Source organism: Singulisphaera rosea, from assembly GCF_054877945.1.
This window is the reverse complement of record NZ_JBTYIP020000015.1, coordinates 1-26,688: the sequence shown is the minus strand read 5'-3', so window position 1 is coordinate 26,688 and position 26,688 is coordinate 1. Positions and strand designations below refer to the sequence as shown.

20 protein-coding genes and 1 tRNA gene are annotated in these 26,688 nt (G+C 64.9%); 11 read left to right on the top strand and 10 right to left on the bottom strand.

The annotated features are described in order from the left end of the window. Nucleotides 1–231 precede the first annotated feature (231 nt). Together ACYOEI_RS23135 and ACYOEI_RS23130 are read left to right on the top strand one after the other, a co-directional pair. Nucleotides 232–2,595 (top strand): arylsulfatase, encoded by a 2,364-nt coding sequence (locus tag ACYOEI_RS23135; protein WP_462851965.1) that lies wholly within the window; start codon nt 232–234, stop codon nt 2,593–2,595. A gap of 180 nt (nt 2,596–2,775) precedes the next feature. Beyond that, a complete protein-coding gene (locus ACYOEI_RS23130; protein WP_462851964.1) occupies nt 2,776–3,429 on the top strand; it encodes a hypothetical protein in 654 nt (217 codons plus the stop codon). Between the two features lie 137 nt (nt 3,430–3,566). Here the strand turns inward: ACYOEI_RS23130 and ACYOEI_RS23125 are convergent, their stop codons facing one another. Further along, nucleotides 3,567–5,642: a hypothetical protein gene (locus tag ACYOEI_RS23125; RefSeq protein ID WP_462851963.1), complete on the bottom strand. Its 2,076-nt coding sequence runs from the start codon at nt 5,640–5,642 to the stop codon at nt 3,567–3,569. 262 nt (nt 5,643–5,904) lie between these two features. On the opposite strand from ACYOEI_RS23125, the gene rbsD reads away from it, so the two are divergent. Continuing rightward, nucleotides 5,905–6,300 carry a D-ribose pyranase gene (gene rbsD / locus ACYOEI_RS23120; RefSeq protein WP_462851961.1) on the top strand — a complete coding sequence of 132 codons (396 nt, stop codon included), beginning with the start codon at nt 5,905–5,907 and terminating at the stop codon, nt 6,298–6,300. A gap of 22 nt (nt 6,301–6,322) precedes the next feature. On the opposite strand, the gene ACYOEI_RS23115 is transcribed toward rbsD, so the two are convergent. Further along, complete coding sequence (locus ACYOEI_RS23115; RefSeq protein ID WP_462851960.1) at nt 6,323–7,387, bottom strand: Ldh family oxidoreductase; 1,065 nt, start codon at nt 7,385–7,387, stop codon at nt 6,323–6,325. Between the two features lie 166 nt (nt 7,388–7,553). Here ACYOEI_RS23115 and ACYOEI_RS23110 point away from each other — a divergent pair, with 166 nt between their 5' ends. Beyond that, nucleotides 7,554–8,543 carry an aldose 1-epimerase gene (locus ACYOEI_RS23110; protein ID WP_462851959.1) on the top strand — a complete coding sequence of 330 codons (990 nt, stop codon included), beginning with the start codon at nt 7,554–7,556 and terminating at the stop codon, nt 8,541–8,543. Between the two features lie 196 nt (nt 8,544–8,739). Next, nucleotides 8,740–9,255, top strand: coding sequence for a hypothetical protein (locus ACYOEI_RS23105; RefSeq protein WP_462851958.1), 516 nt, complete (start codon nt 8,740–8,742; stop codon nt 9,253–9,255). 124 nt (nt 9,256–9,379) lie between these two features. Here the strand turns inward: ACYOEI_RS23105 and ACYOEI_RS23100 are convergent, their stop codons facing one another. From ACYOEI_RS23100 to ACYOEI_RS23090, 3 genes are read right to left on the bottom strand one after another with little or no spacing between them, the layout of a single operon-like run. Continuing rightward, on the bottom strand, nt 9,380–10,582 hold the full coding sequence (locus ACYOEI_RS23100; RefSeq protein ID WP_462851956.1) for an ATP-binding protein: 1,203 nt from the start codon (nt 10,580–10,582) through the stop codon (nt 9,380–9,382). Between the two features lie 35 nt (nt 10,583–10,617). Continuing rightward, nucleotides 10,618–11,457, bottom strand: coding sequence for a response regulator (locus ACYOEI_RS23095; protein ID WP_462851955.1), 840 nt, complete (start codon nt 11,455–11,457; stop codon nt 10,618–10,620). Between the two features lie 57 nt (nt 11,458–11,514). Continuing rightward, nucleotides 11,515–12,510, bottom strand: coding sequence for a GTPase (locus ACYOEI_RS23090; RefSeq protein WP_462851954.1), 996 nt, complete (start codon nt 12,508–12,510; stop codon nt 11,515–11,517). A 243-nt stretch (nt 12,511–12,753) separates the two neighbouring features. Between ACYOEI_RS23090 and ACYOEI_RS23085 the strand changes: the two genes are divergently transcribed. Continuing rightward, nucleotides 12,754–12,826 (top strand) — tRNA-Met (locus ACYOEI_RS23085). Nucleotides 12,827–12,966: 140 nt separating this feature from the next. Here ACYOEI_RS23085 and ACYOEI_RS23080 read toward each other — a convergent pair. Together ACYOEI_RS23080 and ACYOEI_RS23075 are read right to left on the bottom strand one after the other, a co-directional pair. Further along, nucleotides 12,967–13,392 carry a hypothetical protein gene (locus tag ACYOEI_RS23080; RefSeq protein WP_462851953.1) on the bottom strand — a complete coding sequence of 142 codons (426 nt, stop codon included), beginning with the start codon at nt 13,390–13,392 and terminating at the stop codon, nt 12,967–12,969. 219 nt (nt 13,393–13,611) lie between these two features. Then, nucleotides 13,612–14,244, bottom strand: a complete 633-nt coding sequence (locus ACYOEI_RS23075; protein ID WP_462851952.1) for a hypothetical protein — start codon at nt 14,242–14,244, stop codon at nt 13,612–13,614. Between the two features lie 323 nt (nt 14,245–14,567). Here ACYOEI_RS23075 and ACYOEI_RS23070 point away from each other — a divergent pair, with 323 nt between their 5' ends. Both ACYOEI_RS23070 and ACYOEI_RS23065 read left to right on the top strand, forming a co-directional pair. Then, nucleotides 14,568–15,245, top strand: a complete 678-nt coding sequence (locus tag ACYOEI_RS23070) for an ankyrin repeat domain-containing protein (protein ID WP_462851951.1) — start codon at nt 14,568–14,570, stop codon at nt 15,243–15,245. Between the two features lie 199 nt (nt 15,246–15,444). After that, nucleotides 15,445–18,789 carry a S41 family peptidase gene (locus tag ACYOEI_RS23065; RefSeq protein WP_462851950.1) on the top strand — a complete coding sequence of 1,115 codons (3,345 nt, stop codon included), beginning with the start codon at nt 15,445–15,447 and terminating at the stop codon, nt 18,787–18,789. 155 nt (nt 18,790–18,944) lie between these two features. Here the strand turns inward: ACYOEI_RS23065 and ACYOEI_RS23060 are convergent, their stop codons facing one another. The 3 genes from ACYOEI_RS23060 to ACYOEI_RS23050 form a co-directional block, all read right to left on the bottom strand. Continuing rightward, nucleotides 18,945–20,237 carry a PepSY-associated TM helix domain-containing protein gene (locus tag ACYOEI_RS23060; RefSeq protein ID WP_462851948.1) on the bottom strand — a complete coding sequence of 431 codons (1,293 nt, stop codon included), beginning with the start codon at nt 20,235–20,237 and terminating at the stop codon, nt 18,945–18,947. Between the two features lie 175 nt (nt 20,238–20,412). Next, complete coding sequence (locus ACYOEI_RS23055) at nt 20,413–20,928, bottom strand: hypothetical protein (RefSeq protein WP_462851947.1); 516 nt, start codon at nt 20,926–20,928, stop codon at nt 20,413–20,415. Between the two features lie 257 nt (nt 20,929–21,185). After that, nucleotides 21,186–22,079 carry a DUF1559 family PulG-like putative transporter gene (locus ACYOEI_RS23050; protein ID WP_462851945.1) on the bottom strand — a complete coding sequence of 298 codons (894 nt, stop codon included), beginning with the start codon at nt 22,077–22,079 and terminating at the stop codon, nt 21,186–21,188. Nucleotides 22,080–22,993: 914 nt separating this feature from the next. Between ACYOEI_RS23050 and ACYOEI_RS23045 the strand changes: the two genes are divergently transcribed. The 3 genes from ACYOEI_RS23045 to xseB all read left to right on the top strand — a co-directional run bounded on the left by ACYOEI_RS23045 (nt 22,994) and on the right by xseB (nt 26,162). Continuing rightward, nucleotides 22,994–23,908, top strand: coding sequence for a hypothetical protein (locus ACYOEI_RS23045; RefSeq protein ID WP_462851943.1), 915 nt, complete (start codon nt 22,994–22,996; stop codon nt 23,906–23,908). 166 nt (nt 23,909–24,074) lie between these two features. Continuing rightward, complete coding sequence (gene xseA, locus ACYOEI_RS23040; protein WP_462851941.1) at nt 24,075–25,880, top strand: exodeoxyribonuclease VII large subunit; 1,806 nt, start codon at nt 24,075–24,077, stop codon at nt 25,878–25,880. A 3-nt stretch (nt 25,881–25,883) separates the two neighbouring features. Further along, complete coding sequence (xseB, locus tag ACYOEI_RS23035; protein WP_462851939.1) at nt 25,884–26,162, top strand: exodeoxyribonuclease VII small subunit; 279 nt, start codon at nt 25,884–25,886, stop codon at nt 26,160–26,162. Nucleotides 26,163–26,688: the final 526 nt, after the last annotated feature.

The window sequence follows — 26,688 nt, the reverse complement described above, 5'->3', positions numbered from 1 at the left end:
TCAAGCCGCTGAACCCACCTCGGAACAGGCCCGTCAGGCCGGCTCCTCGCCAAAGGTTGCCTTCTGATCTCGGGGCTCGATCGTCGCAATTGGCTGACGGGGGCCCATCTCCCCTGTATACTCATCAAATCTTTCGCCTACTCATGACAGGTCGAGGTACTGCGGCGCCCAATCCGGCACGAGCCGAGCGTCAATTCTCCATTCTTCCGCAAGGAAAGGCAGATCTCGTCGATGAAGAACCGTCGGAGGCGACTCGCCGTCGAACTGGTTGCATTTGCCGCCCTGCTCGGGAATGTGTTCGGGGGCGCCGTGTCCGGCGCGGAGGGTGAACCGGATCGAACGATCCTGCCCATCCCCGATCCGAAACCCGCCCCGATCACCGAGCTCGACGCGCGCGAGGCAACCGCCCCGCCCCGGTTCGAGGTGAAGGTCCCCGACGGAGCGCCCAACGTCGTCATCGTGTTGCTCGACGATTTCGGCTTCGGACAATCCAGCACGTTCGGCGGTGCGGTACAGACTCCGACGCTGGAGCGGCTGGCTCGGAACGGCCTGCGCTACAACCGATTCCACGTCGCGGCCCTCTGCTCCCCGACCCGCATGGCCCTGCTCACCGGCCGCAATCACCATTCGTGCAACGCCGGGGCCGTCATGGACATCGCGACGGCCTTTCCCGGTTACACCGGCGTGCGTCCCAAGAGCATCACGCCACTCGCAGAGATCCTCCGGCTGAATGGATATAGCACGGCCGCCTTCGGCAAGTGCCACGAAGTACCCCCCTGGGAAGTCAGCCCCTCGGGCCCGACCGATCGCTGGCCGACCCGGTCGGGGTTCGACAAGTTCTATGGCTTCATCGGCGGAGAGACCAACCAGTGGGCACCCTCCCTCTACGACGGGTTGGCCCACGTCGAACTCCCCAATGATCCGAAGTACCACCTCCTCACCGACATGACCGACCGGGCGGTGGACTGGATACGTCAGCAACATGGCCTCACGCCCGACAGGCCGTTCTTCGTCTACTACGCACCAGGCGCGACCCACGCCCCGCATCACGTGCCCAGGGAGTGGGCGGACAAATACCGAGGGAAGTTCGACGGCGGATGGGATCGCTACCGCGAAGAGACACTGGCCCGGCAAAAGGCGCTCGGGATCGTTCCTGTCGACACCAAACTCGCTCCCAAGCCCGGAGCGATCAAGGACTGGGACACGCTGTCGCAGGACGAGAGGAAGGTCCTCGCCAGGCAGATGGAGGTCTTCGCAGGCTACGGCGAGATGGTCGACTACGAGGTAGGTCGCCTGGTGTCGGCGATCGAAGACCAAGGTGCGTTGGAGAACACCTTGATCCTTTACATCGTCGGCGACAATGGTGCGAGTCCGGAGGGGGGTCTCGTCGGTTTGTACAACGAGGCCGGCTTCTTCAACGGCATCCCGGAACCGCTATCGGAGAAGCAGAAGCACCTCGATCAGCTCGGCGGCCCGCTCTCTTATCCCCATTACGCCGCAGGCTGGGCGGTGGCCGGCAACACGCCCTTTCGGTACGGCAAGCAGGTGGCCTCGGATTTCGGCGGCACCCGCAACCCGATGGTCGTGCACTGGCCCAAGGGGATCCGTTCGAAAGGCGAGGTCCGCCCCCAATTCCACCACGTCATCGACATTGCGCCGACCGTGCTGGAGGCCGCGGGCCTGCCCCAGCCCCACACGGTCAACGGCACTCCCCAGCATCCGATCGAGGGGGTGAGCCTATTGTACTCCTTCGACAATCCCAAGGCCGAATCCCGACGCCACACACAATACTTCGAGATCGCTGGAAACCGGGGCATCTACCACGACGGCTGGTTCGCCGGCACGGTGCACCGGGCGCCCTGGGAAGTCGTCCCACGCGCCTCGCTCGCGGACGATCGTTGGGAACTCTTCCGCATCGATCAGGACTTCAGCCAGTCGAACGACCTCGCCGCGGAGAATCCCGAGACGCTCAAAGGACTGCAAGGCCTATTCCTGGAGGAGGCCGCGAAGTATCACGTGCTGCCCATCGACGATCGCAGCGTGGAGCGAATGGATCCCGCGATCGCCGGTCGTCCCGACCTCATGCAAGGACGTACCTCACTGACGTTGTATCCGGGCGGAGTCGGCATGGCGGAGAACGTCTTTATCAACGTGAAGAACCGCTCCCATACCATCACCGCCGAGTTGGAGATTCCTAAAGGCGGGGCGGCCGGAGTGATCGTAGCCCAGGGCGGGCGCTTCGGCGGGTGGAGCCTGTATCTCAAGGGGAATAAGCCGTGCTTCGCCTACAACTGGTTGGGCGTCGAACGCTACGCCATCGCGAGCGACGAGGAACTCCCAGAGGGCCGGGTCACCCTTCAATACAAGTTCGCCTATGACGGCACGGGACGGGGCGCGGGGGGCAAAGGGACTCTTCTCGTGAGTGGCCGGAAGGTGGCGGAAGGTCGAATCGATAAGACGATCCCCAACATCATCTCCGCGGACGAGACCGCCAACGTCGGCGTCGATGAGGAGACGCCCGTGGCCGAAGACTACGAGCAGGTCGGCGGCAAGTTTCAAGGGACCATTCGCGCCGTGCACGTCGATTTAAAGTAACTGTTGATTCTCGGTTGATTCCGGGCAGTTGCCATCCATTCGACGGAGGTGGGGATGTGTGCCGACTTTTTTCGTGGGAGTCCGACAGGTTCTCCCACCCCTTGCTTCGGCTTCTGCTCGGATGCAATCCGGGCGTGATCCGCCGTATCCAACCACAAGGTCGAGTTCCTCGACGCCTGCGTGGCGATGCTCGAGCGCGACGACCGGCTCGAGTTAGCCCGACGCGTCCTCGATCGGTACACAGGGCTTGTGCTGAGTGACTCGAAAGCCTGGCGAGGGTGGCTGAAGTTTCACCGCGACCGGCCCTTCTTGAACGAGGCCAGGGAATCCCAATGCATGGTCGCCCCCGAGTCGCTGACCGCCCCGTTCCGGCCGGTACGATTCCGCCTGAATGCGAAGTTCGCACCGACACATCGCGAGCCGGCGGTCGCCGAGGTCGAGTTCACCCCCGCCCGAGCCCGAGCGGGCGAAGACCTCACGATGGTCGTCCGCGTAGCAATCGCCCCGGCCTGGCATATCGCCGCCGGGAGCGTGTCGAGGGGCTCCGAAAACCCCACGAGCCCATCGCTGAAGCTTCCTCCCGGCCTTGATACCGACGGAGATTGGACGACCCGCGGGTCCCGTCCCGAGTGGGAAAGCCGTCGGTCGTACCGCGAGAAGGTCGAGTTCCGCAGCCGCATTCGGGTGTCCAAAGACAGAGCGTCTGGCCCTGTCACCGCAACATGCACGCTGGGTTACCAGGCCTACGCCCCTTCTCATGCCGGCCGCCGACCGAATTTAATCTCGAGGAGTCGCAAACAATTATTTATTAGTGATCAAATCTCGACTCATTAACTGTCTAAAGATCTGATTTTTTTCTCTCGAGCCAGGTTTCTGTGGGGGGGTTACGTCAACTTCCCTCGAGAGGTTGACGGCGTCGACCGCGGCAGAAACCCGGTCTTTAAGAAGCAACCGGGTTTCGGTAGGGGCCCTCAACGGAGTTGATCCTCGACACGTTTCCGCTCGGCGGAGACGACCTCGGCGGCGGATGTATCCTTGAGGGCCTTTTCGGCGGCGAGGAGTTGGACACGCCAGCGTTCGCGCAGGGGACGGGTATCGACCAGGGGGCCGACCCTGCTCGTGACGAGTTCGAGGTATTCGCGAGACGGGCGGGAGCGGACGACTTCCGTCCAAATCTCACTCGCCCTGAGGAAGTTCCGGGTGCTGGCGTCGCGTTGGAGGCAGAGGATTTGGCAGGCCTCGAGGATGCGTCGGACGTCGGGCGACCTGGCGGAGACGGGGATGCTGGCGAGCCGTTCGGCAAGTTCGGTCGGTCGGTTGGCGGCGATGAGGGTGTCGGCCAGGAGGGCGTCATAGTAAGGGAGGCGCTGGGCGGACAGTGATTCCCGGTGGATTGAGCGGAGGACGCCCGCGAGGTCACCCAGAGACGTCGGCTTCGCGGTGGCAACGAACCGAGCAACCGAGGTCCGGACGGCCCAGTTCAGTTTGACGTCATCCGTCTCGTTGCCCTGGAGTGGGGGCATTTCCGCGTAACGCGGCCAGGAGGCGACTGTGGCCCAGCTTTCGGGATTAATCCGGTCGTCGTCGCCTCGAGACCGGACCCGATAGAGTGGATCGCCGATGTACAGCAGGCGCCAAGGCTCGCCGAAGCCTTCCGCAATGGTCTGCCGGAGGGCAGCTCCCAAGGGGAGGACTTCGTTCAGGAGCCCGGCCACGGCGTCGGGCGTCCGGAAGGCGTTCAGGGCCGGCTCATTCATCGAACCGAAGTAGACGAAGGCCCCGTTGGCGAGCCAGCGCGCCGCGATAGTCGATTCGTCGACGGGGTTGGCGGCGGAGAAGCTGTGGATCATCGCCACGGCCGCCGGCACGCTCAAGGGAACGTCACTCGTCGTCGCCGTCCCCCCCGTGACGTGGAACTGCGTGGGCATGCCATGGCTGTTGATCAGGACCAGTCCGTGGCGATTGATCGGGTCGAACGCCTGGTGCCATCCGGAGAGGTTTGCCCGATCGCCAGAGCGGTGGGTCGTCGGGAAGAGCGACTCGAGGCGAGTGGCCGCCTTGGACATCGAGTAGGCCGAGAAGCTTCGGTCTTTCTCGTCGTAGGTGTTGACCAGCAGGGCCGACTTCGGCTCGAGGAAGAGGCTGCACATGGCCCGGTAGAGGCTGGTCTTCGCGTCTCCCAGAAGTCTCCCCGTGAACGCCCAGCGTGAGCGACGATCGGCCGATCGGCCGATCAGGTCGTCGAAGGCGAACGGGCCGCCGTGCTGCTCGGAGAAGCGCCTGACGGGCAGGTTGGGGTCGGTGAAATCCCCCTGGACCTTGTAACGGTAAGGCCAATCGCCGGCGAGGGTCAGGAAGTCGCATTCGTCGCCCAGCCTCGCGTATTTCGGGATAAGTTTGGCGACCTTCTCCTCGAGAGCGAGGGCGAGCGCCAGGGCGTCTTCCTGCGACAGTTCATCGCTGTAGATCTTGGAGACATCCCAGCGCATCAGGGGTTGGAACCGGCCCGCGGCCAGGGCGACGGCGCCCGCGAGCATTGGGCTCCCCGGTGAGGACAACACGACGCCCGGCGTGCCGGGCTCTTTCGCCTGAAGGACGGCATCGCCGCGCGGAGGGGCCTCCCCCGACCGGCCACCTCCCGACCAGGAGCGGCCGACTGCCGAGACGGCGGCCTCCCAGGTGCGTGCGGCTTCGACTTTGGGAACCTTGCGCGGGAATCGGACGACCCGGGCAGGGCGGAACGCGCGGAGGAATTTGAACGAGAGCTCGATGTCATCGATCAGGACCGGAAACCAGTGGCCCGAGTCCCACGTGCCGATCGCCTCGAGAAACGTGGGGAGGTCGGGCACGAGCACGACCTGGTCGACCACGCGTCTCGCGGGACCCGTGCGGATCTCCCAGGAGACCGAGGCCTTGCGGACCTCATCCAGGGCCCTCGGAGGGATCCCGGGGTAACTCTGGGCGAAGGACCGGGATGCCGGCACGACGGCCCCCGACGCGATCCCAAGGGCCAGGACGATCCGGAAAGTCCTCGACGCACCTGACATGCGAGACGTCTCCTTCGGGGCGAAGTGCGAGTCGAGACGGGCCGACCCGCCTCGACTCCTGGGGCTTCCGGGCCCGAGGGCCCGACCGAGGGCCTCCGTCCACCCGCTCGCCCGAGGACCTGGGGCGGACTGTGAAGGTGTGGAGATGGGGGGCGTGAATGGGTATACTCACCCTTGGGGCGTGGCCGCGATCCTCCGTCTCCGATCGATCGCGAGATCTCCGCGCGGGCCGCGCCGCGACGCCGACAAGGGACTTCGTCCGATGAAAAAAGGTGGCATCCTCAATCCGGCAATCTGCTCGTTGCTGGCCGAGTTGGGACATATGGACGAGCTGCTCATCGTGGATGCCGGTTACCCGCTCCCCTCCGACGGGCATGTGATCGACCTCACCCTGACCCCGGGCATCCCCCGGTTCCTCGACGTGCTCCGCGCCGTGGCCGAGGAGCTCGTCATCGAGTCGATCACGGTCGCCAGCGAGATCACCGAGTATAGCCCGAAGTTGTACCAGGAGATCCTCAAGATCGTCGGAGACGTAGACGTGGACGAGATCCCGCACCACGAGTTCAAGGAGCAGTCGCTGGGGGTCAAGGGGATCATCCGGACCGCGGAGTTCACCCCCTACGCCAATGTCAGGATCCTCTCCGGCTCTGCCTTCTGACAGGATGTCGGCCCGAGGCCGATCACACCCCAGGGATCGCGGGCGGCTCGACGCCGAGCTGGCCGGCCAATTCGGTCAGCTTGGCCCAGTGGGCCTCTTCCATCGGGACCCCTTCCGAGGAGCGGCGGGCGAGCACCCGACGCTCGGGGTCCCCGGGCAGCAAGATCGAGTCGACGCCGGCGACCCGAGGGGTCGTCCGGACGTTCTCGGCGAGCAGCGACGACTCGCGGACGAGGGCATCCCGGCCGGCGAACCCTTCGGGGTCGAGCACGAGGAACACGACGTTGTTCCCCCGCACCGGAGGCGCCCCGGGATAGGTCGAGCGGCCGCCGGAGAGCCCCCCCGAGAGCATGTCGAGTACCAGGCTGAGCCCGAACCCCTTGTAGGCCTGCGTCCCTCCCATGGGAAGGATCGAGCCGAGCGGGGGTTCGTAGAGCACGGACGGGTCGGTCGTCGGCACCCCCTCCGGGTCGAGCAGCCAGCCCTCGGGCACGGGTGCCTTGCCGTTGATGTAGTAGACTCGCACCTTCCCCTCGGCGACCACGCTCGTGCCGAAGTCGAGCACGACCGGCTCGTCGTCGGTCGGGACCCCCGCGCAGAGCGGGTTCGTCCCGAGCCTGGGCTCGTATCCGCCCGGAGGCGCGACCCTCGGGCCGGACCCGCCGTTGTTCACGGTGGCGATCAGGACGAGCCCTTCGTCGGCCGCCCGCTCGGCGTACTCCCCGAGCCGCCCGATGTGCCCGCAGTGCCTCGCCGTCCCGGCCGCCAGGCCCAAGGCCTTGGCCTTCGGCAAGACCAGGTCGAGGAGCCGATGCGCCTGGACCTGGCCGAGCCCCCAGTGGGCGTCGCAGACGACCACCGCGGGCGACTCGTGGACGACTTCGAGCGGGGCCCCGACCTCGTACATCCCCTTGCGCAGGAAGTCGACGTATTGAGGGACGCGCATCAGACCGTGCGAGTCGTGCCCTCGGAGGTTGGCCCCGACCAAGCTCCGGGCGACCGTCGCGGCGTCCCCCTCGGGCACCCCGGCCGCGGCGAACAGGCGGGTCGCGAACTCGGTGAGCGTCTCCGCGGAGAAGGTCGGCATCGTCGCAGGGTCCTTTGGGGGTGGCGGGGAGATTTTGATCTTACGCCCCCGCGCGCCATTTGCAATCCGGGGCCGGGCACGGTCGAATGGTCGGTCGACGGGGCTCCTGCATTCGCCCCATCTCCCGAAGGGTCGTCGAGTCGTCAGGCACACGAGGTCATCGCTCATGGCATACCGTGTCAGCACCGAGGCTCGGGGCGGCGGGACGGTCTACACTTTGCTCGACGAGTCGACCGGTTCATCGGCCTCGATCCTACCGGACTACGGGTTCAACCTGTTCGACCTCCGCCTCCCGATGGCCGGCAAGGTGCGGCCGATCATCGCGAGCGCGCCCACCTGGGCCGATCGGCCGAACGGCGCGGGCGGGAACGGGACTCCGATCCTCTTCCCCTACCCGAACCGGATCCGGGCAGGCGTCTATCAGTACAAGGGCAAGGCCTACCGGTTGCCGATCACGCTCGCCCCGAACGCCATCCACGGGTTCGCCCTCGACGCCCACTGGGACGTGATCGAGCAGAAGGCGACCGCCACCGAGGCGAGCGTGACGGGCCGCTACCAGATCTCGAAAGACACCCCCAAGATGCTGGAGAGCTGGCCGGTCGACGCCATCCTCCAGGTCCGGTACGCCCTCTCGGGACGACGGGTCACGATGACGACGACCGTGATCAACCCGACCGCCGAGGAACTTCCCTACGGATTCGGCATCCACCCGTATTTCCGCCTCCCGATCACCCCCGGCGGCGACCTCGAGGCGACTCGCGTCATCCTCCCCGCGTCGAAATACTGGGTCCTCCAGGATTTGCTGCCAACCGGCGAGCGTCGCGACGTGGACGCCAAGTTCGACTTCCGCAAGGGGCAAGCCCGGAAGGGACTCGCGCTCGACGACGTCTTCACCGGGATCGAGTATCAGGGCGACCGCGCCACGTGCCGGCTGGTCGACCTCGACCTCAAGGCCGAGTTCCGACTCGGCTTCGACCGGAACTTCCGCGAGCTCGTCGTCTACACGCCGAGGGCCAACGACGTGATCTCCCTCGAGCCGTATACCCAGACGACGGATGCGATCAACCTCGACGCCAAGGGGATCGACGCCGGCCTGAGGCGCCTCGGCCACGGCGGAATGGACACGATGATCATCACGATGGAGACCGTCGGATGACCCGAGCCCGGCCTCAGGCGATTTCCTCGATTTGGTGATGCGTCGCCGTCGAGGGCATGCCTATGATGGATGGACTCAAGATACGGGAAGGCCGACCGACGATCGAAGGAATGGTGCCGGGTCTCGCCGGAGCGAGTCGGGGGATTGGCGGTAACCGTCGATCCTCAAAGAATCCTCGAAGCCTTTGGGACTGATCATGGAGCCGCGCGGGCCTTCCGACCCCCCCGACTTGCACGCACTGCGAATCGACGTCCTTCGACGGGCGGTGGAGATCTATCTCACCCTGGCTTACCCCGGCAAGACGCCCCCCGAAGCCGTCCGCCGGCGCCTGGAGTGGGCCCCGGAACTCGACGCGGCGACCTTGCTCACGAAGCCACCGTTCGAACGCGCGAGCAAGGCCGGCGGTGGCACGGCGCCGATCTTCGCGCTCCGGCTCGGCAACGCGCGCTACCCCCACATGAAGCTCCAGGTCCAACCCTGGCCGAACGAGGCCGGCTTCATGCTCTCGGTCAACACCCACGACCAGATCCTGTCGCTCGACGCCGCCGACGCCGACGCCTTCCGCGAGCTTCAGACCGAGAACCAGCGGATCAAGGAAGCCATCGAGCAGGCCTGGGCCGTGGCCGACCTGCCCACCTTCCTCGGCTACCTCCGCAAGTACATCGAGGATCGGACCACCTCGGAGTCCCCCCCGAGCTCGGACCCGGCGTGATCACGCCCGGATCCAATGGGATGAAGAGGATCCCGCCTACCGGCGAGAGGGTGCCGCGGTATTATATGCCTGATGCCAGCGAAAGCCGAGACAGAACACCCCGGATCCAAGAGTCGACGAGGACTTAGGACTTCTGCACCCCGACGAGCTGTTCCTGGGGATCCTCGGCGCGGAGGCCTCGGGGGAGGGTGAATGAGAACGTCGAGCCTTCGCCGGGAATGCTGACGACCTCGATCGTGCCGCCGTGGAGCTCGACGAACGCCTTGACCAGGCAAAGGCCGAGGCCGATCCCGCGCTTGCAGTATTGGTATTCGCCCGAGGAGTGGTGCATCGTATCGAAGCCCGTGAAGAAGGGCTCGAAGATGTGCCTGCGATCGGCCGCGCCGATGCCGATGCCGCGGTCACTGATCTGGAACCGGACGCGGTCGGGGCCGTCGGAGGTGGCGACGAGCCGGATGGTGCCGCCGTCCGGGGTGAACTTGATCGCGTTGATGAGCAGGTTCGTGAAAATATCAGAGAGTTTCGCCGGGTCGACTTCCGCCCAGCCGAGGTCCGTCTCGAGGTCGAGGTCGACCGATTGCGACCGCGCGGTGAGGTACGGGGAGACTTCGGAGACGACCTCGCGGATCAGCCCCTCGATCCGGGTCGGCCGGGTCGAGAGCGTTCGGCCGAACTCGCCCGTGCGGATCAGCTTGAGCATCCGATCGACGGTCGACGCCAGCCGCTTGCCGGCGCCGTGGATCCGTTCGAGCCAGCTCCGTTCCGTCGGCGAGGCGGCCTCCGCCTGCGTCATCTTCCAGAGCTCGGTCATCCCCAGGATGACCGCGACGGGGGTGTTCAGTTCGTGGCTGGCGACCTCGATGAACGCCTCCTTGAGGCGGTTCGCCTCGACGAGGCGGCGATTGGTCTCCTGGAGCTCGGCGAGGAGCCTCGACTTCTCGCTCAAGAGCTCGTGGTGCTCGACGGCCTGGCGGACGACCGCCTCGAGCTCCTCGGGCTCCCAGGGTTTGGTGATGTAGCGGAAGACGTTCCCCTCATTGATCGCGTCGACGACCGCCCGGATGTCGGCGTACGCGGTGAAGAGGAGTCGGGTGGCGTCGGGCCGGACATCCTTCGCGTGGCCGAGGACCTCGACCCCGGTCATCTCGGGCATCCGCTGGTCCGACATGACGACATGGAGGTCGCCCGGCGCGTCGAGGATCCTGCACGCGTCGGATCCCCGCTCGCACGTGAGGACGCGGTAGTCCATCCGGAGTAGGTCGTGGACCGACCGGAGCACTTCGGGCTCGTCGTCGACGACAAGGATCGTGGGACGCGCGACGCTCATCTCAAAGAGGCCTCGGGGGAGAGCGGAAATCCGGGTCAGACGGCTCCATCCGGGTCGAAACGCTTGCTGAGGGTCACTTCGTTGCCCGCCTCATTATAGCGCAACTCATCGACCATTCCCTTGCAGATCATGAGTCCGAACCCCCCCGATCGGAGACCCAGCTTGTCCCTCACGTCGAGGTGGGTAAACGGGTCGTCCGCGGCGGCGGCATGGGGGAGGTTGTTCAGGTCGAAGCCCTTACCCTGGTCACGGACAACGATCTCGACCCGGTCTTCGTAGATCCGGTAGGTGATATTCACCAACTGATCGGACTGATGCCGGTTCCCCCACTCGATGGCGTTCTGCGCCAGCTCCATCACGGCCTGTCGGAGTTGGAGGACCTGTTCATCGGCGAACGGGCTGGACTGGCAGAGGGCCATCAGGAAGTCGTTGAGGTCCTGGAGGAGGTCGATTTCGCTGTTGAGCTCGACGTGGATCTCGCCCTGGAGCGCGCCCCGCTCGCAGTTCTCCCTCCAGGCGTGGGCCCTGGCGATGGCGTCGAAGAGCTCCTGGATCCCATACGGCTTGGTCACATACGCGTTGGCGCCGACGCGGAATCCGTTCGATCGGTTCGCGGAGTCGCCGAGCGCGGTGAGCATGACGACCGGGGTCAGCATGGTGCTGCGGTCACTCCGGAGCCGACGGCAGACGTCGAACCCGTTGATATCGGGGAGCATGAGGTCGAGCACGACGAGGTCGGGCATACGCTCCCGTGCCAGCGCCAGCGCCAACTCCCCCGTCTCGGCGACGATGGGCTCGTAGTCGCGGAGGCGGAGCAGCCGCGCCACCAGCTCTGCCTGGTCCGGGTGATCCTCGACGATCAGGGCCGTGCCCATGGGTCCGTTTCCTTGCCCAATCCGGAACGAGTCGGAGCCTCCCGCCTCGATTCCGCCCTAGACGTGCAATTCCACGACGTCGGCATCGTGGAGCTCATGGTCACGCTTGACCGTCTGGCCCTCGAACACCCCGGTCCCCCACACCCTCGCGTATTTTAAGGTGCTCTCAAAATCGCGGTGGATTTCCCGGGCCAGGTCCAGCACGGTCCCCCCGATCGGGATAGTGAACGGCTTCGTCCGGTCGGCCGGCTTACCGGGCAATTTCGTGTAAACTCGCAGGATCCCCAGTGAATCGTACGAGGCCCGTTTCAGGACGTCCAGGCCCTCCCCACGATTGGCGGAAATCGGCAAGATAGGAAACCTAGGCGCAAACCACTCCCGGATCACGTCGAGCCGGTCGGCCGCGCCTTCGGCGTCGAGCTTGTTGGCAACCATCAGCGTCCTGACGTGCTGGATCGACTCGTCCTCCACGTCGTAAGGAAGCTCGCCCACAAGCTCCGTATGGGCTTCCGCGAGCTTCGCGAGGACGACTTCGGTGGCGTCGGCAACGTCGTCGTCGCCGAGATCCGCGACTAGCAACGCGGTGTCGGCCGAGCGGATTAGGCTCGGGACCCAAGGTTCGAAGAAGTCGGCGGTGATCGGCGGCAAGTCCACGAGCTGAATCCGCACATCCTCGTGCGTCATGATGCCGGGGTTGGGCGCCCGGGTCGTGAACGGGTAGGCGGCGATCTCGGGCTTGGCGTTGGTGACGGCCGCGAGCAACGAACTCTTGCCCGCGTTGGGAGCGCCGACGATGACGATCTGGCCGGAGCCCTCTCGAGGGACGCGATGGCTCACGCCCCCCTTCTTACTCCCTCCCGACTTCGCCCCCTCGATCTCGTCCTTCGCCCGGCTGATCTTCTGCTTGAGATCCGACTGGAGCTTCTCCGTCCCCTTGTGCTTGGGGAGGAGTCGGAACATCTCTCGAAGTTTTTCGAGCCGATCGGCGGGGGACGTCGCCCGGCGAAACTCCTCCTCGGCCTTACTGTATTGAGGAGGAAGGTTGGCGGGCATTCGTTGAGGAGGCTCCGAGATGGGCTGGGGACGCGGTCAACCAACGAATTGGCCGAAAAATCGGCATTCGCACCGTACCGCGTCCCGATTCTCAAATCAAGTACCCAAAGGTTCAGGAGCCCGGTCGGCCCCCGCACGCAGAATCCTTCGGGGCGCCTCTGCACATCACCAAGCAAGTCGTCGATCTCGCATGAATCGGGGGCCGCCCCTTGACTCCGGACCGGTCATCACGTATTCTTCGAGTGCGCCGTGGAGCAGCGGCTAGCTCGCCAGGCTCATAACCTGGAGGTCGTAGGTTCGATTCCTGCCGGCGCAATTTCAGGGAATCATTCGAGGCCGGGAGACGATGCGATCGTCTCCCGGCCTTGTTTCGTTATCCACCTCAAACGTGACGAGCCCTCCGTGAACCTTCGCCCGCGACTCTGCCCGGAGACGGGTTGAACGAACAGGACGCGGTTACCGAAGATCAAAGTCGAACTGATTCGACGCGACACCTCGGATCTCAACCTCGAGTCCGGAGGTATTCGGAAGCGTATACCGGACAGGGAGGCTTTTCTTTGAATCTTGGACGCCGATGGCATAGCGGCCGGGAAGCAACCCTTCTTTCACAACGTAGCTGCCATTGACGACAACTCCCGAAGCTTTCCGACCGGTCGCGTCGAGGGGGTTGAAGAGGATGATCCCCGATCCGATCGGTTGGCCCAGATAGGCAACAACCCCGGACATTCGTGTCGGCTTCACGCTGGGGGGGGCCCGCCACACGCCGAGAAAGGCCGCCGAAAGGGCGACGACGCCCAGGAGCGTCGCCAAGCGGAATTGCGACCGCTTCCGCTTCCGCTTCGGGGTCGAGAGGCGGAGTAAGAAGTCCGGATGGCCTGACATGGACAGATCCTCCCAGAAGAGGCGTTGCTTGCGAACTCACGCCGCCGAAGAAAGCGTCGGTCCCGCGCACACTTGGGAATACGTAAACCGTGTGGAAGTTCCCAGGATGCCGGGCGCACTCCTCTTCGTCAAGGCTACCGGTCAGAGGTCTCAGGCAACGCGACTCGACTTCGCCGCGGGCGCTCTCGAGGACGTGTGCGCACGGCTGCCGGCCGGGCGCTACGGGGTCCAGAACGGCTCCGCAATGAAATAGATCACGCGCCAGGCGAAATGCAGCAGGGCATTGATGCCGAGGCACCCGAGCCCGACAAGGCATCCGAGGCGGTCGACCCAGGATAGACCTGGACGGGCGCGCCCGGCCAGCACGAGGGCGAGCCAGGCACCGAAGATCACGGTCCCCGCCTGGGTCGTCATCATGAACGCCGCCTGGGTGTAGCGTACGAACAGCGACGACAGCGTCGGATCTCCGCTCAAAGCCACGCCCGCGGTCGCATCGACCGCGGCGAGGATCACCGCCAGGCTGGCCACGAATCCGGGTCGACCGACGGCGATGGGGAGCGAGGGCCAAGGCTTCCGTAGGGTGAGGAGCACGACCAGGCCCGCCCAGGGGACGAGCAAGGGCCCGCTGTAGCTGACAAGCCGACGACCGATGAGCCCTTTGACGGCGATGAACTGCCCATCGTCGGGCAATCCGTGCGCGAGGCGCATGCCCGCCAGCCCGAGGGATGTCGCCGCCACGATCCACATCCCATCCGAGATCGTGAACGGCGGCGGATCCGTGGAGGGTACCCTCAACGGTCGCGAAGGTCGTCCCCCAAGGTCGGTTGCGTTCTGGCCGTTGAACTCAGGCATGCCCGAGCTCCCCCTCTGCCCCGATGATCGAGCCCTGTCTTCAAGGGATAGGCGATTCAATGCCGGGTTGCGGCAGGAAATTTCGGATGCTCGCCAGTGGGCATGAAAGCTTGTAGGGAGGATGCACCATCCTCCCAGGACCATCAATAAACATACCAAAACACCAACATTGCATCTGGACCCGCCCTCCCCTGCGCTTCCATCGCCTTCGCTTACGGGTTTGAGGGGAGCCGGGGATTGTTCTCGGCCGACCTATCTGTTGATCTTCTGTGGGAGGCCCCGGATTGGGCTCACGGAAATCTCAACAATCCTAAGGGGACATCATGCCTGGCTCATCAATTCATGAAGCATGCGGAAGGGGCGACATCGATCACGTACGAGCGCTGATCGCGGCGGATCCAGCCATCGTCGATCGCGATGACGAGCACGGCTGGCGCCCCATTTTTCACGCCGCGCTTTGGCGACGTGAACAGGTCGTTCGATTGCTCCTCGAGGCGGGGGCGGACCTCGCGGCCCAGGATGGGTTCGCCTTGCACTACGCGGGCGAAGTCCCCGATAACAAGGCGATCGTCGCCTTGCTGATTCAATATGGGGCGCTGGACGCCCACGTCCGGCCGACGTCGGATCTGTCCCGCCAGTTCCTCGCCGCGGTCTTCCTCGGGGATGAGGCGAGGGTGCGCTCGCTGCTCTCCAGGCATCCCCACCTGGCGACGGTCGAGGATGGGAGCGGCAGCCAGCCAATCCACCACGCCGCTCGGAACGGCGATACGGAGATTGTCCGCCTCCTGATCGACCACGGCGCAGAGATCAAATCCGAGAGCACGCGCGGGCACACGGTGCTGTATTGCGCCGGCGGTCATGGCCATCTCGAGACGGTCAGATTGCTCCTCGACGAAGGTGCCGAGGGCTCGGCCTTGATGCAATGGCTGGCCCAGTATCCGAACGATCCACGATTCATTCCGATCATGAATGCGTTAAGAGAGCACGAGGCGAAGGGCTGAAACTCGCCTCGATCCGCACGGGTAAGGGAACCTGCGTGCCGAAGTGGCGTCGTCTTGCGACGACCTCGGGATCGGTTAACGTGGCCACGCGGCGGAAGGCCGAATTCTCGGCGCGAGGGTTCTTCACCTCGCCGCAACCGTCGAATCGGGATGGGGAGATTACGTCGTGCGAACGCTCCGATCGAGGATCGGTTTAGGGATGTGGATACTCGCCTCACTGGGATGGGGCCCCGGTGCCTGGGCGGTGGATACGATCGACACGCGATTCCTCCACGAGCCGGCGATTGGCGCCGAGAGGATCGCGTTCGTCTACGCGGAAGACCTCTGGACGGCGAAGCCCGACGGCTCCGACCCGAGGCGACTCACGGCGCACCCTGGTCCCGAGTCGGGCCCGTACTTCTCGCCCGACGGCCGCACGGTCGGCTTCACCGGGACGTATGACGGCAATGTCGACGTCTACGCCGTGCCCGCCGAAGGGGGCGAGCCGACTCGGCTGACCTGGCACCCCAAGGACGACCGGACCTGCGGGTTCACGCCCGATGGGACGATCCTGTTCCGTTCGCAGCGCTCCGTCTTCACCAACCGCTTCGAGCAGTTCTTCACCGTGGGTCTCAAGGGCGGGTTTCCCAAGGCGCTGCCGATCCCCAGCGGGTCTCGAGGATCGGTCTCGCCTGACGGGAAGTTCGTCGCGTACAACCCGCTGAGCGAGGCCTTCCGCCAGTGGAAGAACTACCGAGGGGGACGGACCTCGCGGATCTGGATCCTGGCGCTCGACGGCCTCGCGGTCGAGTCGGTCCCCCAACCCGAAGGACGTTGCAACGACACGTATCCGATGTGGGTCGGCGACACCGTCTACTTCCTCTCCGACCGCTCGGGGGAGTTCAACCTCTACTCGTACGACCGCAAAGCGAAGACGGTCAAGGCGCTGACGGACCACGACGACTTCCCGATCGAGTCGGCCTCGTCAGGTGCGGGGAAGATCATCTATGAGCAGGCGGGCCGGCTCCACGTCTTCGACCCCGAGGCCGGGAAGGCGGTGCGTCTCAAGGTGGGCGTCGCGGCCGACCTGACCGAAGCTCGGCCGAGGTTCGTCAGCGGCGACAAATGGGTCCGGTCCGCGGACCTCTCCCCCTCGGGCAAGCGCGCCGTCTTCGAAGTCCGAGGCGAGATCGTCACCCTGCCGGCCAAGAAGGGGGACGCCCGCAACCTGACCGATTCGCCCGGCACCCACGACCGGTCGCCGGTCTGGTCGCCCGACGGCAAGTCGATCGCATACTTCACGGAAGTCTCGGGCGAATACGCCTTGCGGATCGCGCCCCAGGATTCCAAAGGGGAACCCAGGACCTTCACGCTGAAGGGCTCGGGGTTCTATGAACGACCGTCGTGGTCTCCTGACAGCAAGAAGATCGCATACATCGACAACTCCCGCGCCCTCTCGTGGATCGACGTCGGCTCAGGCAAGGTCACCAAGGTGGCCTCCGAGCCGATCTACAGCCCCATGAAGACGCTCACGGCGTCGTGGTCGCCCGACTCGAAATGGCTCGCATACACCCTGACCAACCCCGCCTGGTTCCAGGAACTCTTCCTCTACAACCTCGACACCGACAGGTCCCAGCGCATCACCGACGGCCTCGCCGAAGTGGGCCAGCCGGCCTTCGACGTCGGGGGCAAATACCTCTATTTCATCGCCTCGACGGATGCCGGTCCGATCAAGAATTGGTTCGACCAATCGAATGCGGACATGCACCTGTCGACGTCTGTCTTCATGGCCGTCCTCGCCAAGGGCACCGCAAACCCGTTGCTCAAAGAGAGCGACGAGGAGTCCGACGAAAAGGCGAAGGACGAGAAATCCTCCGACGACAAATCGAAGGACGAAGACAAGTCGAAGAAGGAAGGGAAGGACGCGGAAAAGGACAAAGATAAGGCCAAGGCCGAAGACAAGGAGAAGGACAAAGCCAAGCCGGTGGTGATCGACCTCGACGGTATCGAGTCACGTGTCCTGGCTCTGCCGATCAAGGCGGGATCCGTCTGGGACCTCGCGGCGGGGACGGAGGGGCAGATCTATTATCTCAGGGGCCCGGGCGACCAGGGCTTCGGTTCAGGCTCCGGGGAAGAAACGTCGTGGGCTCTCAAGAGGTTCGACCTCAAGACCCGCGAGGAGGAGGACCTGGCCGATCACGTGGATGAGTTTCGGATCTCGGCCGATCGCAAACATCTCCTGTACCGATCCAAGGAGACCTGGGGGATCGCCGAGACGGGCAAGTTCACGGTCGGCAAGGATTCGCTCAAAGTCGCGTCGATCTCGATCCGGGTCGACCCCCGCGCCGAGTGGGCGCAGATGTTCCACGAAGCCTGGCGGATCAACCGTGATTACTTCTATGCGAAGAACATGCACGGGGCCGATTGGCCCAAGGTGCGCGAGACGTACGCGAAGCTGCTCCCGGACCTGGCGTGCCGCTCCGACCTGAACCACGTCATCCGGCAGATGCTCAGCGAGCTCGCGGTCGGCCACAGCTTCCTCAACGGAGGCGATCGCCTCTATACGCCCAAGTCGGTGCCGGTCGGACTGCTGGGCGCCGACTACGATGTCGCCGATGGCCGTTACCGGTTCAAGAAGATTTACGGGGGCCTGAACTGGGACACGAAGCTTCGCGCCCCGCTCGTCGCCCCGGGGGTCGAGGTCAAGCCCGGCGACTACCTGCTCGCGGTCGACGGCCGAGACTTGAAGGGGGATGACGAGATCTATCGCCTCTTCGAGAACAAGGCGGGGCGTCGGGTCGAGCTGAAGGTCGGCCCCAAACCCGACGGCGAGGGGGCGAGGACGTTGGTCGTCGAGCCGATCGAGGACGAAGCGGCCCTGCGCAATCGGGACTGGGTCGAGGGGAACCTCCGCAAGGTCCGCGAGCGGACGGGAGGGCGCGTGGCGTATGTTTATGTCCCGAATACCGCGGACATGGGCCACGCCTACTTCAAGCGCTACTTCTTCCCGCAGGCCGGCAAGGACGCGGTCATCGTCGACGAGCGATTCAACGGCGGCGGCCAGGTCGCCGACTACTACATCGACATCCTCCGCCGCCCCGAGGTCAGCCACTGGGCAACCCGCCACGGCGCCCCCTTCCGCACCCCAGGCGCCGCGATCTTCGGCCCCAAGGTGATGCTCATCGACGAGACCGCCGGGTCGGGAGGCGACATGCTCCCCTGGATGTTCCGCAAGTTCCACCTCGGCAAGCTCGTCGGCCGTCGGACCTGGGGAGGCCTCGTCGGGATGCTCGGATTCCCCGACCTGCTCGACGGCGGCTCGGTCACCGCCCCCGACCTCGCGATCTTCACCGAGGACGGCTGGGTCGTCGAGAACGAGGGGGTTCCCCCCGATATCGAGGTCGAGCAATGGCCCGCCGACGTCGCCGCCGGCAAGGACCCGCAGCTCGACAAGGCTATCGAGGTCATCCTCGACGAGCTCAAGGCCGCTCCGAAGGGAATCCTCCCTCGCCCCGTGGACCCGATCCGCGTGCGGCAATCTTCGCGACGCGCCCCTAAGGGATAAGGGCGACGTCCGGGGATGCGATTCACCACGAAGGCACGAAGACACAAAGGGAAAGAGATTCCCAGAGAGAAAAGCTCTCGGATCTCTTCCCCAATTCCTTTGTGCCTTTGTGGTGAGTGAATCCTCCGAGCCGATCACAATCCCCTGGGGCCGGATCAGGCTAAGGATTCCCTGGATCGCCGAGAGCGAACGAGGCCCGCGAGACCTTCGCCGGCCAGGATCAGGACCATACTCGCTCCCATGACCGGGAGCAGAACGCCGAAGACCCCGATCGTGGCAACGAGCGCCGACGGGAGTCGACGATCCGGCCGGCGAGGGAAGCCGGTCCGACCGGTAGGCCGTCGCAGGAGCCACATCCAGAGGCCCGTCACAGGTAAGGCCGACAGGATCAGGCAGGAGATCAGCCAGAGGACCTTGGTCGTGGGCCCGTAGATGCTCCCCACATGCAGCGGATAGACCCAGCCATGCCACCAATACCGATCGTCCTCGGCCAGGGTCTTGTGGGAAACGATCCGGCCGTCGGTTCGGTCGATCGCGAACTGGGCCGACAAGTAAGGGCCATAAGAATTGTTGAAATCATTGCCGGCTCGGACCTGGACCTCCGGGGCATTCGGCTTGGGGAGCTCGATCCAGAGGCTCCACTTGCGATGGCGGGCACGGGCCAGGGCCTCGATCCGGTCGAGCGCGAGGGCCGGAGCCTTGAGCTCCTTCGGATGAGTCGCCTTCGAGGGGATTTGGGGAGAGACCCCGCCGGGGGGGGAACGGCGGGGGTCGCGCGTGGCGAGATAGAAGGCCTCTCCCCAGACCAGCGTGTAGAAGAGGCCCGTCACGACGATGATCACGATCGGGATGAGAAGGTAGAGGGCGGTGATCGTGTGGAGGTCGCGGAGCACGACATACGGCTTCGCCCGCCAACGCGGCCACCAGACCCCAGCCCATTGGCTCAGGCGCTTCGGCCACCAGAGGCAGACGCCGGTCACGATCAACACGACCGACCAGCCGACCACCAACTCAACGATCAGACGGCCCGTCGTGCCGAGGAAGAGCTGGCGGTGGATGTCGAGCACGACGTCGAAGAACCGCGCCAGGCCATCCGACTCCGGACGGCCGGGCGAGGCGAGGACGCGTCCGCGGTACGGGTCGACGTACACCGGCACATCCCCCTGCCCTTTCGGGCCTGCAAACCGGACGATCGTCGAGCGTGACGGATCCGAGGGGAGTTCCAGGGAGGTTGGCGTCCCGGAGGGTTGAGTTGCCCGAGCCGCGTCGACCAAAGCCTGCGCCCCCAGCCTCGTCCCTTGTGGGACCACGAATCGATGCCGGGCGTGGCGGGCGTCTTCGATTTCGGAGCGGAACACATAGATCGCCCCCGTCATCGCCACGACGAGCAGCACGGGCGAGACAAGCACACCGGCATAGAATTGCCAGCGCCAAAGGACACGATACAAGCTTCCGCCTCCGGCCGGAGCCTTGGAAGGCCCACCGACGGGGGACGTCTCGAGAGCCTGAGCGGGTTCCAACGCGGGACCAGAAGTCACAAGACGCCCTCAGTCGTTCGCCGGTTACGGGTTTCGGCCGCAGTCAACGCCATCCCCGAATCCACGAGTCATCCCCGCGAGTGATTCAACGTCGCCCCGCCTTCTTCGGCAGTTCGAGACGCATCGGCGGCGCCATCGACGCCGTGGTGGTCGTGCCCGCCTTCATGTCGACGTCCACACCCGTCAGCTCGATGGGCGGTAGGACGTTGGTCCCCGCACGGATCGAAAGCGGAGCCCTCGACGAGTCGGGCTTCGCGAATTTGGACTTCAGGCGGTCGACCATGGAGGGGCGCGAGGCATCGGGCGGCCAGGTGATCGTGAAGGCGTAGTCGCCGACGGGTGCGCCGGGCGCGCCGTCATAGGTCGAGAGGGTGAAGGTCCCGTCGTCCTTCACGAGTCCCCAGGGACGCGAGTTGCGCGCGTCGACCTTCTTTTCCCCGACCGGGACCAATTGCACCAACGCACCGACCGGTGGCTGCCCGTTGATCGAAACGCGGCCAGATGCCGGGTAGACGTCGGATTGCCAGCTCTCGCCACATCCGGCCGTGGCCAGGACTGCGACCGTCATCGCGAGAAGACCAGGACGTGTTAAGATTCTCACTTTTCCAAGATCCTCTCGTCTCTACAGTACGTGTCCTAAAGCAAACCTGTTTGGCTCAAGGGGCGAGATCGGTGGTGTCACGCGCGTTGGCCGTGAGACGCGACTCCTGGGCCGTTGGGGTAGCACCGGTTGGCACAACCGGTGCTACCCTTAATCCACGACTTTCAGCACCGATTTAACTCCATGAATCAGCCCGGTTTCTGAGGAGAAACCGGGCTTCAGGACCATCACCCGGCGGGGCTTCTGATGAGCGATCGTCAGAAATCGCTGGCGCTGATGACTTCGCCGCCGTCGCGGGACGACAGGGCGCTGAGGACCTCGACGGAGGTCTGCTGCTTGAGGAAGCGGACCGAGCCGTCGCCCATCCCGGCGTTGATCCCGCCGGCGTGGAACGAGTAGGGGGCGCCATAAAAGTTGCTGACGTTGACGACCGACGAGCCCACGAACCAGACAATGTTCGGCGAGCCCCCTCCCGGCACCAGGCTGATCACGACGGGGAACATCCAACCCGCGCCGTAGTTGCCTGCCCAGGGTTCGACCGAGGTTCCCCAGGGGGCTGTGCCATAGTAATCCCAGGTCGGGTTCGTCGGGTTCTTGGTGCGGTAGACGTACCAATTCTGCCGCCCGGCGGACTCGTACTGCATGATCGTGTTCGACAGCCCGTCCGTCGTCGCCTGGAACGAGCCGTACCGGGTGATCTCGAGCATCGCCTTGTGGCTGCTGTAGTTCATCGCCGACCGCAGTGCGGCGTAGTCGGTCGTCGCGAATCCGCTCGTGGGGTTTTCGGCGGCGTCCGGATTCGAGGGACAGACGAAGGCGTTGATCCGGACCTTCGTCACGGTCGAGTTCGCCGGTTGGTTCCAAACCACGCTGAAGTTGTAGGCGTTGGACAGGCTCGACTGCTCGAGGGACGTCAGGATGGCGACGTAGGGGCCGGCCGCCTTCGCGACGTTCACCCCGGGCAGGCTGTTGTTGGTGTCGTGGTAGTTGTGCATCGCCAACCCGAGCTGCTTCAGGTTGTTCGTGCATTGGATCCGCCGGGCCGCCTCGCGGGCGGACTGCACCCCGGGAAGCAGCAGCGCGATCAAGACGGCGATAATAGCGATGACGACGAGGAGCTCGATCAGCGTGAACGCGCGACGGCGGTTCATCGGTCGGACCTTTCAATCAGCGGGGAGATAAACGCCCGAGCCCGGCCATCCGAGCCGGGCTGCAACCTTGGGGATCCGGAAGTGAACCTCGGGATTCGTCGGAGAGAGTGACACCATCCGCCCGCCGAGGAGGCCCGCACTCAACCCGTTGCCATGCTTGGGCCCAACATCAACCCCTCCGTCGGATCGTCCCGACCCGAAGGCGATGCGAAGGCGGCCCCGGCCCGGATTCGTACTCGAGGACGGCTTCGAACAAGACGTGGAAAGCGGGGTCACAAGAACGACTCGCGAGGAAAAGGCGTCGTGCCGACGGGACCAGCGTCGTCAAAACGAAGTATTTCTGAGAATGAGACCCAGTGTCAATCACGGACGTATTTCACCAAGGAGACCCGCAAGTGTCAAGGGTCCCATCCAACGTTTCTTTCGAGAAACGGCCCGCAGCACGCGAGTCATGAGTTGAAGGAGGGAGCGGAAGGGACGTTTCCCTCAGGACAATCCAACGATCATCCGGACCTGCCCTATGGTCAGGAACGGCTCACCATTTTCTCGTCCCGATTTCTGGATCGCCGATACCGTTTCGTTGGTCTTGGCGAACGCCCGACCCTTTGGAATGGATCGACGCGAGACGCCGCCCGAATTCCTACTCATCCTCACACAGGTGACCCCCGCTCTTCCAACGCAACATGGCACGCGGTGTCCTCGAGGATCGAGGATGATGGCAGGGAGAGGCCGGAATCGATTCAAAATTCCATGATTTGAAAATCACTAAAATCCACAAGAATACCGATCGAGCTTGACGCCCCTGGCCTTCCGGCTCATAATCTGGCCCGCCCGGGATCTCCTCGGGCAAAATCACCTCGCGTCACGCACATCGCCGCGGATTCCCGCTCATATCCCAAGGAAGGGGATGATCGATGCGCACAGGACTTGCGCTGTTCTTGGCGATCGTCGGTGGGGTCGAAGACGCCCCGAATGGAGTCAAGGCTCCGGACGCTCCTCGGATCGAGCCGAGCCGGACTGGAGTGGGCGAGGGCCTGACGGGCCCGAGGATTTCGTATGACGTCCGATACGTCTCGACCAACCAGATGGGTTGGCGAGGCAAGTTCGACCCCAGGCTCCGGCCGCTCGCACGGCAGGGGGGGACGGCGATCTGGGCAGTGGACCAGTCGACGGTCGAAGAGATCCTGGCGTATTGCGAGGGAGATCCTGCGGCCAAGGTGGTCAATGCCCCCAAGGTGTCGGCGCAGGGCGATGGTGAAGTTCGGTTCGATCAGGGGGAGAACATCCACTACGTCGCCCACCTCGAACGGATCGCCGACGGCCCGGTCAACCATGCGACACGACTGGCGTTCCGTCCGGAGATCGCCGAGCTTCACAACGGGGTCGTCACGCGCCTCTCGTCGGGCAAGGTCGAAGGGGAAGGGCTCAGGGCGAGCGTGGCCATCGACCGAGACCGCCTGGTCTCGTTCCAGACGACCTCGTACACCGAGACGGTTCTCCCGGCGCCTGAGGCCGACGGTGAGAACGGCCGCCACGCCTCGGGAGCGGGCCGACGGGCTCGTCCCAGGCCCTCGAAGCTCTCGGGGACGATCCAGGTCCCCGTGGTCGACTCCGCGCGAGTCGCCGGCCAATGGGTCATTCCCAAGGACGGCGCCCTGATCGTCAGCCTCGGGACCGGCGTGAAGACCGGTAAGGTCCTCGGCGAGGTGCGGCCCGAAGAGCTCGTCGTGATCCGATACCGGCCGGAACCCGACCGTCTGCCAAGCCCCATCCAACCCTCGAAGACGGCCGCGACACAGACCGGCCTGCGATCGCTCTCGGCGAATTGAGGGGAACTCTTCACCACAAAGGCACAAAGACACAAAGGGATGATTCCGAGAGCACAAATCGCTCTCGGACATCTTTCGAGTTCTCTTGGTGCCTTCGTGCTGAGTCTCCTTCAAGGCCGAGCGGACAGGATCTGGCGGACTTCTCCTTCTTTCCCCAACGGGCGCCATGACCCTCAACACCCGAGTCGACTTGATTGTCCCTTATGCGCGCAAGGAGGAGGCCAAGGCCCTCGGCGCGCGTTGGGACGGCGTCCGGAGGACCTGGTACGCGCCCCCAGGAACCGACCTCCAGCATTTCGACCGTCAATGGCTCCCGGCGATCTTCGGGAGCCAGGCCGAGGAGGAAGACGCGACAGCCCCGGCCGAGGAGCGTCCCAACCTCGCGGCGGAAAAAGGCGTATCGCTCAGCGAGCTGCTCGCGAGGGTCAAGGGGGCCATCGACCGCGAGATGGACGGGCCCGTCTGGGTCCGGGCGGAGATCAGCGAGCTCCGAGGCAAAGGGGGGAACCTTTATCTGTCGCTGACCGAGCGCGACGAGCGTGGCGACGTGCTGGCGAACAGCAAGGGGATCCTCTGGAAGAGCCGGGCCCCGGGGGTCTCGGCGAAGTTCGAGCGGACAACCGGTGAGGGACTCCGGCCGAACATCAAGATCCTCTGTCTCGCGAGGATCCGGTTCGACCCACTCTTCGGGCTCGACCTGATCATCGAAGACATCGACCCGTCGTACACCCTCGGCGACCTCGCGGCCAAGCTCGCCCGGATCCGCGAGAAGCTCGAAGTTGACGGTCTCTACGCCCGAAATCGCGGCATCCCCGCGGCGGTCGAGTTCCTCCGGGTCGCGGTCATCAGCCCCGAGAGCTCCGCCGGTCTCGGCGACTTCCGGCGCGAGACCGACCGGCTCCACGGCGCGGGACTCTGCGAGTTCCTCTTCTTCGGGGCGACCTTCCAGGGCCCGGACGCCCCCTCGTCGATCCGCACCGCGTTCAACGAGGCACTCGCCGCCCATCGTCGGCGAGGAATCGACGCCCTGGTGATTATCCGAGGGGGCGGTGCCGCGACCGACCTGGCCTGGATCAACGACCTGGAGCTCGCCCGACTCGCCTGCCTGGCGCCGGTGCCGGTCCTCACCGGGATCGGTCACGAGCGAGATTCGACCATCCTCGACGAGGTTGCTCACCGACGTTTCGACACCCCTTCGAAGGTCGCCCTCCACATCGCCTCGACGATCCGCGACAACGCCCTGGCGGCCCTCTCGGCACTGGGTCAGATCCGGATGGAGATCGCGCGGGCCCTCGCCAGGGAGCGGACCGCACTCGCGACCCAGGCCGATCGCCTGACCTTGGGCGTCTCGGCGATGACTCGCGAGGCGGAGGAGGATCGTCAAACCTTCATGACGGTCATCCGCACGGCCGCCCACTACCAGCTCCGCGAAGCGGCCCAGGCCCTCGACGCCGGCCGCGACCGCGTGGTCGAGCGGGCCGATCAGGCCCTCGACGACGCGAAGCGAGAGCTCGACCAGGCGATGGAGGCGACGGTACAACGGTCGCAGGTTCGTCTCGAGGCCCAGGCGGCCGCGCTCGAGTCGACGGCCCACGCGATCGCCTTGCAGGCCTCGGCGAAGCTCGAGGCGGCGGCGAATGAGATCCAGGAGCGACAACTCCAGGTCGCCCGTGACGCCGGACGCCTCGTCGCGACCGCCCAGGACGAGCTCGGCGAGGCCCTGGCCGACGTCGACGCCAGGACCGGCTCCGCGATCGAGCTTGCCAACGGTCAGATCGAAACGTTCGTGAAAATCGTCGTCGGCCTGGGACCGCAGGCCACGCTCAAGCGTGGTTTCGCGATCACCCGCGACGCCCAAGGTCGGCCGGTCACCAGTGCCTCGGCCGCCTCGACGCTCGAGGAGCTCACCGTCGAATACCACGACGGCCGAATCACAACGGTCACCCAAGCCGACCGCGCCAAGGAGGGATGAACCATGAGCGAAGTTCTCGATAGCGCCAGCTTCAACAAGAACTACAAGGTCCTCAAAGACACCGCCGACTGGCTCTCCGGCCAGAAAGAGCCGGACATCGACCAGCTCGTCCCCAAGGTCGAGAAGGCCATGCGGGCCTACTCGATCTGCAAAGAACGGCTCGACAAGGTCCAGGCAACCCTTGGCCAATACTTCCAGGTCGAGGCTGATGGCGCGGACACCCCAGGCCCTTCCAACGGCCGGAAGGAACGACCGAGGTTCCATGTCGATGGTGACGAGTAATAATCTGCCCCCGAAGCCCGGTTGGCTCATGGAGTGAGCTCGGCGCTGTTACGGAGGTCGTCCGTGCGTCATCGTTGGTGCGAGAATTGGGTAGCACCGGTTGGAACAACAGGGGTCGCTCAGCGACAAGAGGTCGGAGGCAAGTCAGCGCGTTTGAAGTTCGACCGGCAGACATGATCTTCGTCCAAGTCCCTGTCCGCTTCATCGATCCGTATACGGCGTCACTGGGAATGTCGATGCGATAAGCAATAAGCCTCTTGTCGCTGCGCGACCCTCGTTGTTCCAACCAGGGCTACCCGCTCCAGTAGGATCCAGGAAACGACAAGGCCTGGTGCGAAACATCGCTCCAGGCCTTATCGCGTGAGCTAGAGCGGCCAACGTGCGGCTGGTACAGGGCACGACGTGTCGCTTGACCCGAGAGCGGAGGCGGAAACGGGGACTGGCTCCGCAGCGAAGCGCAGGTGCCTGTCCCCGTTTCCGCCGCAGCGGACGGCGACGGCCCGGAAAATGGGGACAGGCACCCGGC